Source organism: Serratia sp. JKS000199 (assembly GCF_900215455.1).
Lineage (GTDB): Bacteria > Pseudomonadota > Gammaproteobacteria > Enterobacterales > Enterobacteriaceae > Serratia > Serratia ureilytica.
On the sequence record NZ_LT907843.1, the window covers coordinates 3,143,457 to 3,157,407 of the forward strand.

Annotated in this window: 15 protein-coding genes; all 15 read right to left on the reverse strand. The window is 60.5% G+C overall.

What is annotated here, in order from left to right; translation table 11 throughout:
• Window positions 1-2 precede the first annotated feature (2 nt).
• Complete coding sequence (gene hisS / locus CPH57_RS14965) at window positions 3-1,277, reverse strand: histidine--tRNA ligase (protein WP_049299977.1); 1,275 nt, start codon at window positions 1,275-1,277, stop codon at window positions 3-5.
• A 139-nt stretch (window positions 1,278-1,416) separates the two neighbouring features.
• Entirely contained in the window at window positions 1,417-2,538 is a 1,122-nt protein-coding gene (ispG, locus tag CPH57_RS14970; RefSeq protein WP_016929756.1) for a flavodoxin-dependent (E)-4-hydroxy-3-methylbut-2-enyl-diphosphate synthase, read from the reverse strand.
• A 47-nt stretch (window positions 2,539-2,585) separates the two neighbouring features.
• Entirely contained in the window at window positions 2,586-3,560 is a 975-nt protein-coding gene (gene rodZ, locus CPH57_RS14975) for a cytoskeleton protein RodZ (RefSeq protein WP_033644090.1), read from the reverse strand.
• Window positions 3,550-4,299, reverse strand: a complete 750-nt coding sequence (gene pilW / locus CPH57_RS14980; RefSeq protein WP_033644344.1) for a type IV pilus biogenesis/stability protein PilW — start codon at window positions 4,297-4,299, stop codon at window positions 3,550-3,552. The genes rodZ and pilW overlap by 11 nt, the downstream gene beginning before the upstream one ends.
• Before the next feature lie 97 nt (window positions 4,300-4,396).
• Complete coding sequence (locus tag CPH57_RS14985) at window positions 4,397-5,593, reverse strand: bifunctional tRNA (adenosine(37)-C2)-methyltransferase TrmG/ribosomal RNA large subunit methyltransferase RlmN (RefSeq protein ID WP_004941426.1); 1,197 nt, start codon at window positions 5,591-5,593, stop codon at window positions 4,397-4,399.
• Window positions 5,594-5,830: 237 nt separating this feature from the next.
• Window positions 5,831-6,256 (reverse strand): nucleoside-diphosphate kinase, encoded by a 426-nt coding sequence (gene ndk, locus CPH57_RS14990; RefSeq protein ID WP_004941424.1) that lies wholly within the window; start codon window positions 6,254-6,256, stop codon window positions 5,831-5,833.
• Between the two features lie 161 nt (window positions 6,257-6,417).
• The gene (gene sseB, locus CPH57_RS14995; protein ID WP_060660349.1) at window positions 6,418-7,248 is read right to left on the reverse strand and encodes an enhanced serine sensitivity protein SseB; all 831 of its coding nucleotides are present in this window, start codon (window positions 7,246-7,248) and stop codon (window positions 6,418-6,420) included.
• Between the two features lie 89 nt (window positions 7,249-7,337).
• Window positions 7,338-8,633 (reverse strand): aminopeptidase PepB, encoded by a 1,296-nt coding sequence (gene pepB / locus CPH57_RS15000; RefSeq protein ID WP_033635597.1) that lies wholly within the window; start codon window positions 8,631-8,633, stop codon window positions 7,338-7,340.
• 223 nt (window positions 8,634-8,856) lie between these two features.
• Window positions 8,857-9,057 carry a Fe-S cluster assembly protein IscX gene (gene iscX / locus CPH57_RS15010; RefSeq protein WP_006327336.1) on the reverse strand — a complete coding sequence of 67 codons (201 nt, stop codon included), beginning with the start codon at window positions 9,055-9,057 and terminating at the stop codon, window positions 8,857-8,859.
• Window positions 9,058-9,089: 32 nt separating this feature from the next.
• Window positions 9,090-9,425 carry an ISC system 2Fe-2S type ferredoxin gene (gene fdx, locus CPH57_RS15015; RefSeq protein WP_004941417.1) on the reverse strand — a complete coding sequence of 112 codons (336 nt, stop codon included), beginning with the start codon at window positions 9,423-9,425 and terminating at the stop codon, window positions 9,090-9,092.
• A gap of 2 nt (window positions 9,426-9,427) precedes the next feature.
• Window positions 9,428-11,278, reverse strand: coding sequence for a Fe-S protein assembly chaperone HscA (hscA, locus tag CPH57_RS15020; protein ID WP_096242494.1), 1,851 nt, complete (start codon window positions 11,276-11,278; stop codon window positions 9,428-9,430).
• 32 nt (window positions 11,279-11,310) lie between these two features.
• Window positions 11,311-11,832, reverse strand: coding sequence for a co-chaperone HscB (hscB, locus tag CPH57_RS15025; RefSeq protein WP_033644094.1), 522 nt, complete (start codon window positions 11,830-11,832; stop codon window positions 11,311-11,313).
• 62 nt (window positions 11,833-11,894) lie between these two features.
• A complete protein-coding gene (gene iscA / locus CPH57_RS15030) occupies window positions 11,895-12,218 on the reverse strand; it encodes an iron-sulfur cluster assembly protein IscA (protein ID WP_004941410.1) in 324 nt (107 codons plus the stop codon).
• A 54-nt stretch (window positions 12,219-12,272) separates the two neighbouring features.
• A complete protein-coding gene (gene iscU / locus CPH57_RS15035) occupies window positions 12,273-12,659 on the reverse strand; it encodes a Fe-S cluster assembly scaffold IscU (RefSeq protein ID WP_004941408.1) in 387 nt (128 codons plus the stop codon).
• A 24-nt stretch (window positions 12,660-12,683) separates the two neighbouring features.
• The gene (gene iscS / locus CPH57_RS15040) at window positions 12,684-13,898 is read right to left on the reverse strand and encodes a cysteine desulfurase (RefSeq protein WP_015378780.1); all 1,215 of its coding nucleotides are present in this window, start codon (window positions 13,896-13,898) and stop codon (window positions 12,684-12,686) included.
• Window positions 13,899-13,951: the final 53 nt, after the last annotated feature.

Below are 13,951 nucleotides of genomic sequence, written 5' to 3' on the forward strand. Positions count from 1 at the left end.
CCTTAACCTAACATCAAAGCCAGACGCGCAGCGACTTCGCTTTGCGCCAGCGTTTCTTGTTCACCACTGCGCAGGTCTTTCACCACCACCTGCTGCGCCGCCACTTCGCTCTCGCCCAGGATCAGCGCGATGCGCGCGCCCCATTTGTCCGCACGGGTGATCTGCTTCTTGAAGTTGCCGCCGCCGTAGTTGGTCATCAGCTTCAGCTGCGGCGCCGCGTCGCGCACCTGTTCAGCCAGCCGCATCGCCGCGCTCTGGGTGCCCGCGCCGGAAGAGATGACGTAGACGTCGATAGCCGACGGCGCCTTGAATTCCGGGTTGACCGCCTGCACCAGCAGCACCAGACGCTCCAGGCCCATGGCGAAACCGACCGCCGGGGTGGCGCGGCCGCCCAACTGCTCGACCAGACCGTCGTAACGGCCGCCCGCGCAGACGGTGCCCTGCGCGCCCAGGCTGGTGGTCACCCACTCAAACACGGTGCGGTTGTAGTAATCCAGACCGCGCACCAGGCGCTCGTTAACGGTATATGGGATACCTGCCTGCGCCAAAAGTTCACACAGACCGGCGAAGTGAGCACGGGATTCTTCATCCAGGTACTCGGACAGGCGCGGCGCGTCGTTCAACAGCGCCTGCACCTCAGGATTTTTGGAATCCAGCACGCGCAGCGGGTTGCTGTACATGCGGCGTTTGCAGTCTTCGTCCAGCACCTCGACGTGCTGCTCCAGGAACGCCACCAGCGCGTCGCGGTAGTTGGCGCGCGCCTCCAGAGAACCGATGGAGTTCAGCTCCAGCTTGACGTGCTCGGCGATGCCCAGCGCTTTCCACCAGCGGGCCGTCAGCAGGATCAGCTCGGCGTCGATATCCGGGCCTTGCAGGCCGAACACTTCCGCGCCCAGCTGATGGAACTGGCGATAGCGGCCCTTTTGCGGGCGCTCGTAGCGGAACATCGGGCCGATGTACCACAGACGCTGTTCCTGATTGTACAGCAGACCATGTTCGATGCCGGCGCGCACGCAGCCGGCCGTCCCTTCCGGACGCAGCGTCAGGCTTTCGCCGTTGCGGTCTTCGAAGGTATACATCTCTTTTTCCACGACGTCGGTCACTTCGCCGATCGCGCGTTTGAATAACGGGGTCTGCTCTACAATCGGCAACCGGATTTCGCTGTAACCGTAGCCGCCCAGCACCTGCTTGAGGGTGCCTTCAATACGCTGCCATAATGCCGTTTCTTCCGGCAGGTAGTCGTTCATGCCGCGGATGGCTTGAATGTTCTTTGCCACGTGAGTTCTCTGTCCGTTGTCTGTAAAAATGAACCTGATTATAGGGACTTTGCCGCCCGGTATTCAACGCGGATGCGGTTTTCCGCCCTTCAGGTGCATAAACAAGCGGGCCAACAGGCCCGCCGTGTAGCGATAACGCTTATTTTTCCAGCAGATTGACCGTGATACGGTTGCTTTCGTCCATCATCGCGGCCTTGGCGCGAATCTTCGCTTCCAGCTGGTCGATCATCTGTTCGTTGTCGAAACGCTCTTTCTGGCGCACGCCGTCTTCGTAGAAGCCGCTCTTCTTGTGGCCGCCGGTCACGCCCATGGTGGACACCAGCGCTTCGCCCGGGCCGTTCACCACGCAACCGATGATCGAGACGTCCATCGGCGTGATGATGTCTTCCAGGCGCTGCTCAAGCGCGTTCACCGTGCCGATCACATCGAACTCCTGACGCGAACAGGTCGGGCAGGCGATGAAGTTGATGCCGCGCGCGCGGATGCGCAGCGACTTCAGGATATCGAAACCGACCTTCACCTCTTCGACCGGATCCGCCGCCAGCGAGATGCGCAGGGTATCGCCGATGCCTTCAGACAGCAGCATGCCCAGGCCGATGGCCGATTTGACCGACCCGCTGCGCGCGCCGCCGGCTTCGGTGATGCCCAGATGCAGCGGCTGATCGATGCGCGACGCCAGCAGACGGTAGGATTGCACCGCCAGGAACACGTCCGACGCCTTGACGCTGACCTTGAACTGGTCGAAGTTGAGGCGATCGAGGATATCCACGTGGCGCATGGCGGATTCCAGCAGCGCTTCCGGCGTAGGTTCGCCGTACTTTTCCTGCAGATCTTTCTCCAGCGAACCGCCGTTGACGCCGATGCGAATCGGGATGTTCTTGTCGCGGGCGCAGTCCACCACCGAGCGAATGCGCGATTCGTTGCCGATGTTGCCCGGGTTGATGCGCAGGCAGTCCACGCCGTATTCGGCAACCTGCAGCGCGATGCGATAATCGAAGTGGATATCGGCGACCAGCGGCACGTTGACCTGCTGCTTGATCAGCTTGAACGCCTCGGCGGCGTCCATGGTAGGAACCGAAACGCGGACGATGTCGACGCCCACGCGCTCCAGCGCTTTAATCTGATTAACCGTTGCTTCAACATCGGTGGTACGGGTGTTGGTCATCGACTGCACGGCAATCGGCGCGCCATCACCAATAGGCACCTTGCCGACGTAAATGCGTGTAGATTTTCGACGGTTGATGGGCGCTTGGTTATGCATTACTTACTCTCCATTGCTGCTCTGACATCACGACCGGGGCCGCGCGATTACTGCGCGGCGACGGTCAGGCGAGCAACACGGTTTGACTTAACGAACCGGCTCAAATCAACCGGTTTACCCTGATACTGGATCTGTACTGCCGCCGGCGCGCCGATGGTCAGTTTGTACGGCGCAGTGCCGGTCAGGTTCAGCTTGCCGCCCTGCTTCTGGGTGCCGCTGAACAGCGTTTTACCGCTCGCGTCGGTCACCTGCAGCCAGCAGTCGGCGGAGAAATCCATCACCAGCGCGTTCGGATCGGCCGCCGGCGCAGCCACGCCCGCATCGGCGGTCGGCAGCGGCGATTGCGCCGCCGGCGCGGTTTCCGGCAGGGTGGTCTGGCTTGGCGACACCACGGCAGGCTGTTGCTGAGCCGCGCCCGGCGTCTGGGCGGTCGCCGCCGGCGCCTGAGCCGCTGCGCCGGTATCGGCCGGCGCGGCGCTGTTGTCGGTCAACGGCACGTTGGTGCCGGCGTCGGCGTTGCCGTCCGTCAGCGGCACGGACTGCCCTTCGTTATTCTGTGAAAGCTGCGCGGAGGATTGATCGGCCATGGTGGCGATCTCTTCCTGCTGCGCCTTGTGGTTTTGCCACCACCAGGCGCCGGTCAGGCCAATCACCACGAACACGATAAGCCAGGTGAAGCTCATCAGCCAGCCGTCGCGTTTCTTGCGGCGCTTGCCCAGCGAGAAGCTTTGCATCGGCGCCACTTTCGCCATCTTCAACGGCGCCTGCTTGGCCAGCATCGGCAGCAGTTCGTCTTCCGGCAAATGCACCAGCTTGGCGTAGGAACGAATGTAGCCGCGCACGAAGGTGGACGCGAGGTCAGCGGACACGCTGTCTTCCTCGATATCGCGCACGGTGGACATTTTGAGACACAGGCGTTCTGCAACGGCCTGTTGGCTCAGCCCGAGTTGCTCACGGGCCTGACGCAGGCGCTGGCCCGTCGTCATGGATACGGTTTTATCTTGGGAGGCTTCAGTATTCATTAGCTAAGAACTGCTGGTACTGTTTGGATTGTGGAAAACTTCGCGCTAACTGCTTGCCATAGCGTTGAACGCTATCCTGACGGCCGGCTAACGCGGCGAAACGAATCTGTAACCATAAGCTGCTGGCGCTAGCCGGCAGAACATGCTGATAAACATCCAATAAAAGTTGCGACTGGGCGCGCTTCCCTTCTCCAAATTGCTTTTCGGCCTCCGCCAACAGCGGAGCGCCTTTGTCCGGATCGACTTTCAGCGCGCGGCTCAACAGCGTGCGCGCTTCATCGTTTTGTCCGGCCTTGAGAAAACAGTAACCTGCGTTTTCCAGGCTGTCAGCGACCTGACCATAATCGGGCGCCAGCGCCGCAGCGCTAAACTGCTGTTGCGCCGGTACATACTGCCCTAAACTGCAAAGAAACGCACCGTAATTATTCAGTACGGTGCCATTGCCCGGCGCAAGTTTGAGCGCTTGCCGATAACGCTGTTCGGCCGCGGCGTTTTCACCGATCCGCTGCGCGTAGAGCGCCATGCCCAACTGCGTGCGGTAATCCTGCGGGGCCGCGTCCAGCGCCTTTTCCAGGTTCTGGCGCGCGGCGTCCATGTCACCTTGCTGCAGGTACTCCAGCCCCAGCTGCAACCGCGTCTGGCCCGCCTCAGCGACCTGTGCTTCCTTTTCCGGCGATGAGCCGGAACACCCGGCCAACAACCCGACCGCCAGCCACACACCCCACAGTTTCAGCTTCATGCCCGCATTCATTTCCTTATCGGCCGTCAGCTAACGCCCATTAGCGTCAACATCTCGCATAACAGGCTGTTAGATAACAAAAAAGGTGCTATAGGATTCAGACCGCCCGTACGTTGATAGGTTCCCCGGCCATTTTCTTTTTCAGGGTACGCTTGGTACGGTCGATCACTTCACCCGCCAGTTGCCCGCAGGCGGCGTCGATATCGTCACCGCGGGTTTTACGAACAATAGTCGTAAAGCCGTATTCCATCAACACCTTGGAGAAACGATCCACCCGGCTGTTGGAGCTGCGGCCGTAAGGGGCGCCCGGGAACGGGTTCCATGGGATCAGGTTGATCTTGCACGGCGTGTCTTTCAGCACTTCCGCCAGCTGATGCGCATCGTCGGTGCTGTCGTTGATATGATCCAGCATCACGTACTCGACGGTGACGCGCCCCTGGTTGGCGTTGGATTTCTCCAGGTAGCGACGCACCGCGGACAGGAAGGTCTCGATGTTGTACTTGCGGTTGATCGGCACGATCTCATCGCGGATGGTGTCGTTAGGCGCGTGCAGCGAAATGGCCAGCGCCACGTCGATCATGTCGCCCAGCTTGTCCAGCGCCGGCACCACGCCGGAGGTAGACAGGGTCACGCGGCGTTTGGACAGGCCAAAGCCGAAGTCGTCCAGCATGATTTCCATCGCCGGCACCACGTTATTCAGGTTGAGCAGCGGTTCGCCCATGCCCATCATCACCACGTTGGTGATCGGGCGTTGGCCGGTCACCTTCAGTGCGCCGATGATTTTCGCCGCGCGCCACACCTGGCCGATGATTTCCGACACGCGCAGGTTGCGGTTGAAGCCCTGCTGCGCCGTCGAACAGAATTTGCACTCCAGCGCGCAACCCACCTGCGAGGAGACGCACAGCGTCGCGCGGTCGGCTTCCGGGATGTACACGGTTTCGACCTGCTGATCGCCCACCTTGATCGCCCACTTGATGGTGCCGTCGGCCGAGCGCTGTTCTTCCGCCACTTCCGGCGCGCGGATTTCCGCCACGCGCTGCAGCTTGCCGCGCAGGACTTTGTTGATGTCGGTCATCTGCTCGAAATCGTCGCAGCAGTAGTGATAAATCCACTTCATCACCTGATCGGCGCGGAACGGTTTCTCGCCCATTTCGGCGAAGAACTCGCGCATTTGCTGGCGGTTCAGATCCAGCAGGTTGATTTTGGCCGCAGCCGGTTGCTCCACGTTAACGGAGGGGGTAGTCAGCGAATTATTTTCAGACACGGTGTGCTCGGACGTGATGGGTTCTAACATAATGATCTCTGGCCTCGTTATTACACGTTATGGCGCTAAAGAATGGAAAGTAAGTTGTGCATTTCAGCCCGCGAGATTCGGGTGGCGGCACTAAAAACACGCCCCTGACAAGTCGTCTTATCAGGGGCGCGGCATTGTACAAATTTTAGTAGCGGGTTTCTATGGCTGAAAGGCATTCAGGGCATTTTTATTGTTTCAGCCGGTGAATGCCTGGCTATCAGCTCAGAAACGGCACGATTAACGTGCGCAGATTTCGCTTTCGTTGAAGAAGTAAGCGATTTCACGCTGTGCGGATTCAACGGAGTCGGAACCGTGAACGGCGTTAGCGGTGAAGCTGTCCGCGTAGTCGGCGCGCAGGGTGCCGGCCAGTGCGTTGTCCGGGTTGGTTGCGCCCATGATGTCGCGGTTGCGCTGCACGGCGTTTTCAGATTCCAGAACCTGCACCATGATTGGGCCGGAGGTCATGAACTCTACCAGACCGTCGAAGAATGGGCGGCCTTTGTGCTCAGCGTAGAAGCCTTCAGCTTGCTCGCGAGTCAGACGCAGCATTTTAGCGGCGATGATTTTGAAACCGGCGCGCTCGAAACGCGCGTAGATAGCGCCGATGTCGTTGTTGGCTACAGCGTTTGGTTTAACGATGGAAAAGGTACGTTCTACGGTCATGATGGCCTCTGTATGACTTCCAAAACAGGCCGGTCTGCAATGTTGCCGGCCTTCTCAAGTGGCGCAGATTATATGTGCGCCGTTAACGCTTGCCTACGGGAAAATCAACATTTCATTAAAAAAATATGATCTTCCTGCGGCATTTCCGACCACGCGCCGCGTTACTGGGTTTTGTCGGTGGACGGGATCAAATTGCGCAGCCAGCTGCCCCAGCGGCGCTGATAAAACGGCTGCGTATGGGCGATCAGGTAGTGGCTGATGCCGCGCTCTTTCTCCGACACCAGGCAGAAATCGACCGGTTCGTCATTCGGCGCCGTTTCGCTGGCGACGCTGCCGGCCTCGTTGATCAACGCCTCGATCTCCGCCGGTTCTGCATCCACTTCCAGCCCGATCAGCAGATTCGGCTTCTCGTCCGCCGCCTGGTCGTGCATCAGCGCCAGAAACGCGCGGCGCACCGGTTTGCGCTGGCTGAACAGCGTGGTCAGCGCATCCACCATCGCCGACGGGTACTCTTCGGGCTGCCCCAACAGGATTTGGGTTTCTTTGTCGACGTAATGCTCCACCGGTTTGACGACGCCGCCGGTCGCCAACAGCATCGCCACCTCTTCCGGGTAGAACTCTTTGCCGTACTCCGCCTTCGGGTTGAGGAACAGATCCGCGCCCTGGGTGATTTCGAACAACACCCGCGCCGGCATGGCGATGAACGGCTGTTCGTCCTCAACGGCCTTCTGCAACGCGTCCAGCGAGGTGAAGAACGGAATGATGCTGCCGCCGTCCTGCTTTTCCCAATGCTGGATATTGACCGGCGTATCCGCGTTCAGCGTGATGTCGCCGTCCTGCTGCACCTGCTCGCTGTCGCCGAGGATCAGCACCGTGGCGTCGAGCAGTTCACGGAAGAACGCCGGACGGTGGGCCGGCTCCGTCACCGCCAGCTTCAGCAGGCGTTCAAGCTCGTTCTCGCTCGGGGCGGCATCGTGATGATGGGAACTCATGGCAAACTCCAGGGATCAAATAGCGAGGCCCAGCATGCTGGGCCCCGAAGATAATGCGCATTCTAGCGCCCGACGCGGCGGGCGTTCAATTATTTGGCTTTGCTCAGCAAGAGATTGGCCAGGGTGCGCACGCCCAGCCCGGTCGCGCCGGCCGACCACTGCTCCACCGCGCCTTTGCGGTAGGTGGCGGAACAGTCGATGTGCAACCAGCCTTGCTGGTAGTTCTTAACGAAATGCGACAGGAAGGCCGCCGCGGTGCTGGCGCCGGCGGTGTAGGCCGGGCCGGCCACGTTGTTCAGCTCGGCGAAGTTGGACGGCAGCTGGCTGCGGTGGAACTCGGCCAACGGCAGACGCCAGAACGGCTCTTGCTCGGCGGCGGCGCTGCTCAGCAGCTCCTGCGCCAGCGCATCGTCGAAGCTGAACAGGGCGTGGTAGTCGTTGCCCACCGCGGTTTTGGCCGCGCCGGTCAGGGTGGCGCAGTCGATAATCAGTTGCGGATTCTGCTCAGAAGCGTCGATCAGGCCGTCGGCCAGCACCAGGCGCCCTTCCGCATCGGTGTTCATCACCTCAACGGTTTTGCCGTTGCGGTAGCGAATGATGTCACCCAGTTTGAAGGCGTTGCCGCTGACCATGTTGTCGGCGCAGCACAGGTACAGCTTCACGCGCTGCTTCAGGCCGCGCGCCGCCGCCAGCGCCAGGGCGCCGGTGATGGTGGCCGCACCGCCCATGTCAGCCTTCATCGAATCCATAAAGGCGCTCTGTTTCAGGCTATAACCGCCGGTATCGAAGGTGATGCCCTTGCCGACCAGGCAAGCGAACACCGGCGCGTCCGGGTTACCGGTCGGGTTGAAGTCCAGCGCCAGCAGCACCGGCGGGCGCTCGGAGCCGCGGCCGACGGTGTGGATGCCGGCATAGTTCTGCTCGCGCAGATCTTCGCCCTTGGTGATGCGGTAGCTGACGGCATCGCAGCCGACGTCGCACATCAGATCGACGGCGCGGGTCGCCAATTGCTCCGGCCCCAGCTCTTCCGCCGGCATGTTGATGGTGTCACGCACCCAGTCGACGATCTTCAGGCGCTTATCCAGCTCCTGACGCGCGGCTTCCGGCAGTTCGGCCCATTCGACGTTGCGCTGCCCTTTCGGCCCGCGATAGCCTTGCCAGAACGCCCAGCTGTTTTCCAAATCCCAACCGTCGCCGGCCAGCTTGACGTTTTTGATGCCCTGGCCGTCAATTTTGCGGCCCGCGCGCTGGATCGCGCCCAGCTTGTCGGCGCCGGTCAGGTGGATGGTCATCCCTTCGCCGTTGGTGCTCAGCAGCGCTTTCTCGCCCCAGCGGGCGTCGGCAGGTTGTTGCGACAGCGTGACCTGCATGAATTCTGTTGTCATAGCCTTCTTACTCCGGATGTTCCCTTTATTATTTCATTAGGGCTTTATTGCATACCCTATGGATTTCAAATTGCAGCTAGGCGCCCAGCGATCTCATCCCCAGGAGCTTACTCAGGTAAGTGACTGGGGTGTGATCGTGCAGGTAACAACGCTGCGGTTTGAAAGACGACGGGTATGTCGGATACAAAATAAACGGGCCGCCCATGGCAGCCCGTTACGCTATTTACTCCGCTTCATCTAACCAGACCAGCAGGATCGCTTCCAGTATTTTTTCGTTGGAAGCCTGTGGATCGTCATCGAACTCTTCCAGATCGCAGATCCACTGATGCATGTCGGTAAAACGCACGGTTTTCGGATCGGTGTCCGGGTATTGGTCGTACAGGGCTTCGCCGATTTCACGGCTGTCGGTCCACTTCAGTCCCATTATGATCTCCGGGTTGACGCTGCGGCTAACAATTAATGCTCACGCGCGTGGTTGACGGTGTAGCGCGGCATTTCGACCACCAGATCTTCGTCGGCGACCAGCGCCTGGCAGCTCAGACGGCTTTCCGGCTCCAGCCCCCACGCTTTGTCCAGCATGTCGTCTTCCAGCTCGCTGCTCTCTTCCAGCGAATCGAAGCCTTCACGCACGATGCAGTGGCAGGTGGTGCAGGCGCAGGATTTCTCGCAGGCATGCTCGATTTCAATGCCGTTGCGCAGCGCAACGTTGAGGATCGACTCCCCTTTTTCGGCTTCCAGAACCGCCCCTTCAGGGCAAAGGTCTTGATGGGGCAGGAAAACAATTTTAGGCATGGTTAAACCTCATCCACAGAATGGCCAGCCAGCGCGCGGCGAATGGAAGCGTCCATGCGGCGCGCGGCAAAATCTTGCGTTTGTGCATCTAATGTTTTGATGGCGTCTTCGATAGCGGCGGGATCTTCACCCTGCGCCGCCTGCTGCAACGCCTGGGTCGCGGCGGCGATCGCCTGGCTTTCCGCCTCGCTCAGCAGCGCGGCGTCGGTGGCCAGCGCGCCCTGCAGGCTTTCCAGCACCCGCGCGGCTTCCACGCGTTGCTCCGCCAACTTGCGCGCGCCCACGTCGCTTTGCGCGTTGGCCATCGAATCCTTGATCATGCCGGCGATTTCGCTGTCCGACAGGCCGTACGACGGCTTGACCTGGATCGAGGCTTCCACGCCGGTGGATTTCTCCATCGCGGTGACGCTCAACAGGCCGTCGGCATCCACCTGGAAGGTGACGCGAATATGCGCGCCCCCGGCAGGCAATGGCGGCAGGCCGCGCAGCGTGAAGCGCGCCAGCGAACGGCAATCCTGCACCAGCTCGCGCTCGCCCTGCAGCACGTGGATCATCATCGCGCTCTGGCCGTCTTTAAAGGTGGTGAACTCCTGTGCGCGCGCCACCGGAATGGTGGTGTTGCGCGGGATCACTTTCTCCACCAGGCCGCCCATGGTTTCGAGGCCCAGCGACAGCGGGATCACGTCCAGCAGCAGCATGTCGCTGTCCGGCTTGTTGCCCACCAGAATGTCGGCCTGGATCGCGGCGCCGATGGCGACCACTTTATCCGGATCGATCGACGTCAGCGGCGTGCGGCCGAAGAAGGCGCCCACCTGCTCACGCACCAGCGGCACGCGGGTGGAACCGCCGACCATCACCGCTTCCAGCACCTCGTCGGCGGCGACGCCGGCGTCTTTCAGCGCGCGGCGGCAGGCCATCAGCGTGCGTTTCACCAACGGAGCGATCAGCGATTCAAACTGGGCGCGGGTCACTTCACCCTGCCAGCCGGCCACCTCGACGCGCACGCTGTCGGCATCGCTCAACGCGATTTTGGCGGCGATGGCGGCATCCAACAGTTGGCGCTGCACGCCGTGGTCGCTGCGATCGGCCACGCCGGCCTGCTCGCGCAGCCAGTCGGCCAACAGGTGATCGAAGTCGTCGCCGCCCAGCGCGGAATCGCCGCCGGTGGCCAGCACTTCGAACACGCCGCGGCTGAGGCGCAGAATGGAGATATCAAAGGTGCCGCCGCCCAGATCGTAAACCGCGATCACCCCTTCCTGGCCGGAATCCAGCCCATAGGCGATCGCGGCCGCAGTGGGTTCGTTCAACAGACGCAGAACGTGCAAGCCGGCCAAACGCGCCGCGTCTTTGGTGCCCTGGCGCTGCGCGTCGTCGAAGTAAGCGGGAACGGTGATCACGACGCCATCCAGCTCGCCTTCCAGCGCCGCTTGCGCGCGCGCGGACAGGGCTCGCAGGATATCGGCGGAGACGCCGACCGGGTTAACCGCGCCGGCGGCGGTGACGATCAGCGGCAGGCCGTTGTCGCTGGCCTGAAATTGATACGGCAGGTTCGGGTAACGTTGCTGCACGTCCGCCAACGAGCGGCCCATCATGCGTTTGATGGAGCTGACTGTATTGGCCGGATCCTGCGCCGCCTGTTGGCGCGCATCCCAGCCGACGCGCTGCGCGTCCGCCTGATAATGCACAACCGAAGGCAGCAAATGGCGACCCTGTTCGTCGGCCAGCGTTTCCGCTTGCCCGCTGCGCACCGTGGCGACCAGCGAGTTGGTGGTGCCCAAGTCGATGCCGGCGGCCAGACGTCGCTGGTGCGGCGCGGCGCTGAGGCCAGGCTCACTAATTTGTAATAAGGCCATGTTGAAGCTTCCACAATCAGAATCAGAAGGTGTTACTCAAAACCCAGCAGTTTTTCTTCGAGTTGTTCAACCTGTTGCTGGAGTTTGTCCAAGAAGCGCAGCTTGCGCACGGTGTCGGCGGCGTCCGCCCACTGTTCACTGTCCAACTGCTGCAGCATCAGCGCGCTGCGCTGTTTGACCGAGGCGGCCAGCCGCGCGCCGAAATCGGCCAGCAGGCTTTCCGCCTCCGGCTTGCGCTCAATGGCGTCGAGCTCTTCGCGCAGTTCCAGCTGTTCCATCAGGAACGCGGTGTCGCGCATCGTATGCTGTTCGTTGCCCAGATCGAAGCCGTGCAACGATAGCATATACTCCGCGCGTTTTAACGGGTGCTTCAGCGCCTGGTAGGCTTCGTTGATGGTCGCCGCCTGCTGCAACGCCATCAGGCGTTCGCGCTCCGGCTGGTTGGCGAAACGATCGGGGTGGAATTGGCGCTGCAGATCCTGGAAGCGGGACGCAAGCAGGCTGCCGTCCACGGTGTAGCGAACTGGCAGCCCGAATAAAGTAAAGTAATCCATAGCGTGCTCTGGGCGTTAGCGGATGAAGTTCCCCCGCCGAAACGGGGGAGCACGATGGACTGTCAGACGTTGAAACTCTCGCCGCAGCCGCACTCGCTTGAGACGTTCGGGTTGTTGAACTTGAAGCCTTCGTTCAGGCCTTCCTTAACGAAATCAAGCTCGGTGCCGTCAAGGTAGACCAGGCTCTTGCCGTCGATGATCACCTTGATGCCTTTGTCTTCAAACACGATGTCGTCATCGTTGGCTTCGTCAACAAATTCCAGCACGTACGCCATCCCGGAGCAGCCGGAAGTTCGCACTCCCAGACGCAGGCCGAGACCTTTGCCGCGGTTCGTCAAAAACGCCTGAACACGCTGCGCAGCGCTGTCGCTCATGGTAATAGACATCACAACCTCACACTTCACATCAAAGCCCGGCGCGGCCGGGCCGACTCAGACAAATTACTTGGCGCTATGCTTGCTCTTATAGTCGGCAATCGCTGCTTTGATGGCGTCTTCAGCCAGGATCGAGCAGTGAATTTTGACCGGCGGCAATTCCAGCTCTTCGGCGATCTGGGTGTTTTTGATCGCTTCAGCCTGATCCAGCGACTTGCCTTTCATCCATTCGGTCACCAGCGAGCTGGAGGCGATGGCGGAACCGCAGCCGTAAGTTTTAAAGCGCGCGTCTTCGATGATGCCTTCATCGTTAACCTTGATTTGCAGCTTCATCACGTCGCCGCAAGCCGGCGCCCCTACCATGCCGCTGCCGACGGTAGGATCTTCGTTGTCGAAAGAACCCACGTTGCGCGGGTTTTCATAATGATCGATTACTTTTTCGCTGTAAGCCATGACCTTGCTCCTGAAACCTGAGAATTAATGATGCGCCCATTCGATGCTGTTGATGTCCACGCCCTGCTTGAACATCTCCCACAGCGGGGACAGATCGCGCAGACGGCCGATGGATTTACGCACCAGTTGAATGGTGTAGTCGATCTCTTCTTCCGTGGTGAAACGCCCCAGGGAGAAACGGATCGAGCTGTGCGCCAATTCATCGCTCATGCCCAGCGCGCGCAGCACGTAGGACGGCTCGAGGCTGGCGGAGGTACAGGCTGAACCGGAAGAAACGGCCAGGTCTTTCAGCGCCATGATCAGCGACTCGCCTTCAACGTAGTTGAAGCTGACGTTCAGGATGTTCGGTGCGCCGTGCTCCAGATCGCCGTTCAGATACACTTCTTCCATATCTTTCACGCCGTTCCACAGACGATCGCGCAGGGTGCGCAGACGCGCCATCTCTTCGGTCATCTCTTCTTTGGCGATGCGATAAGCTTCGCCCATGCCGACGATCTGGTGGACAGGCAGGGTGCCGGAACGCATGCCGCGCTCGTGACCGCCGCCGTGTACCTGCGCTTCGATGCGGATGCGCGGCTTGCGACGCACATACAGCGCGCCGATGCCTTTCGGGCCATAAATTTTGTGGCCGGAGAACGACATCAGGTCGACTTTCAGCTTGCTCAGATCGATAGGCAGTTTGCCCACGCTCTGGGTGGCGTCAACGTGGTAGATGATACCGCGCGCACGGCACATTTCGCCGATCGCTTCGATATCCTGCACCACGCCGATTTCGTTGTTGACGTGCATGATGGAGACCAGGATGGTGTCATCGCGCATCGCCGCTTCGAGATCCTGCAGGCTGATGATGCCGTTGCTCTGCGGCGCCAGGTAGGTCACTTCAAACCCTTCGCGCTCCAGCTGACGGCAGGTGTCGAGCACGGCTTTGTGTTCGGTTTTGCTGGTGATGATGTGCTTGCCTTTTTTCTGGTAGAAATTGGCAGCGCCTTTGATCGCCAGGTTGTCGGATTCGGTCGCCCCGGAGGTGAAGACGATTTCGCGCGGATCGGCGCCCACCAGTTCGGCGATTTGGTTACGGGCGATGTCTACCGCCTCTTCCGCCTGCCAACCGAAACGGTGGGAACGGGAAGCCGGGTTGCCGAAAGTGCCGTCCAGGGTCAAAAACTGCATCATCTTCTCAGCAACGCGCGGGTCAACCGGCGTCGTTGCTGAGTAATCCAGATAAATCGGTAATTTCATTGCTCTTGTGCTCCGTACATCACTTCCAAAAACTAAAATAATTTCGCCAGCTG

What these genes read in the sequence shown, in the direction of transcription:
- ispG (WP_016929756.1), bottom strand. Translation starts at nt 2,538, where the DNA reads ATGCATAACCAAGCGCCCATCAACCGTCGAAAATCTACACGCATTTAC.
- rodZ (WP_033644090.1), bottom strand. Translation starts at nt 3,560, where the DNA reads ATGAATACTGAAGCCTCCCAAGATAAAACCGTATCCATGACGACGGGC.
- pilW (WP_033644344.1), bottom strand. Translation starts at nt 4,299, where the DNA reads ATGAAGCTGAAACTGTGGGGTGTGTGGCTGGCGGTCGGGTTGTTGGCC.
- CPH57_RS14985 (WP_004941426.1), bottom strand. Translation starts at nt 5,593, where the DNA reads ATGTTAGAACCCATCACGTCCGAGCACACCGTGTCTGAAAATAATTCG.
- ndk (WP_004941424.1), bottom strand. Translation starts at nt 6,256, where the DNA reads ATGACCGTAGAACGTACCTTTTCCATCGTTAAACCAAACGCTGTAGCC.
- sseB (WP_060660349.1), bottom strand. Translation starts at nt 7,248, where the DNA reads ATGAGTTCCCATCATCACGATGCCGCCCCGAGCGAGAACGAGCTTGAA.
- pepB (WP_033635597.1), bottom strand. Translation starts at nt 8,633, where the DNA reads ATGACAACAGAATTCATGCAGGTCACGCTGTCGCAACAACCTGCCGAC.
- iscX (WP_006327336.1), bottom strand. Translation starts at nt 9,057, where the DNA reads ATGGGACTGAAGTGGACCGACAGCCGTGAAATCGGCGAAGCCCTGTAC.
- fdx (WP_004941417.1), bottom strand. Translation starts at nt 9,425, where the DNA reads ATGCCTAAAATTGTTTTCCTGCCCCATCAAGACCTTTGCCCTGAAGGG.
- hscA (WP_096242494.1), bottom strand. Translation starts at nt 11,278, where the DNA reads ATGGCCTTATTACAAATTAGTGAGCCTGGCCTCAGCGCCGCGCCGCAC.
- hscB (WP_033644094.1), bottom strand. Translation starts at nt 11,832, where the DNA reads ATGGATTACTTTACTTTATTCGGGCTGCCAGTTCGCTACACCGTGGAC.
- iscA (WP_004941410.1), bottom strand. Translation starts at nt 12,218, where the DNA reads ATGTCTATTACCATGAGCGACAGCGCTGCGCAGCGTGTTCAGGCGTTT.
- iscU (WP_004941408.1), bottom strand. Translation starts at nt 12,659, where the DNA reads ATGGCTTACAGCGAAAAAGTAATCGATCATTATGAAAACCCGCGCAAC.
- iscS (WP_015378780.1), bottom strand. Translation starts at nt 13,898, where the DNA reads ATGAAATTACCGATTTATCTGGATTACTCAGCAACGACGCCGGTTGAC.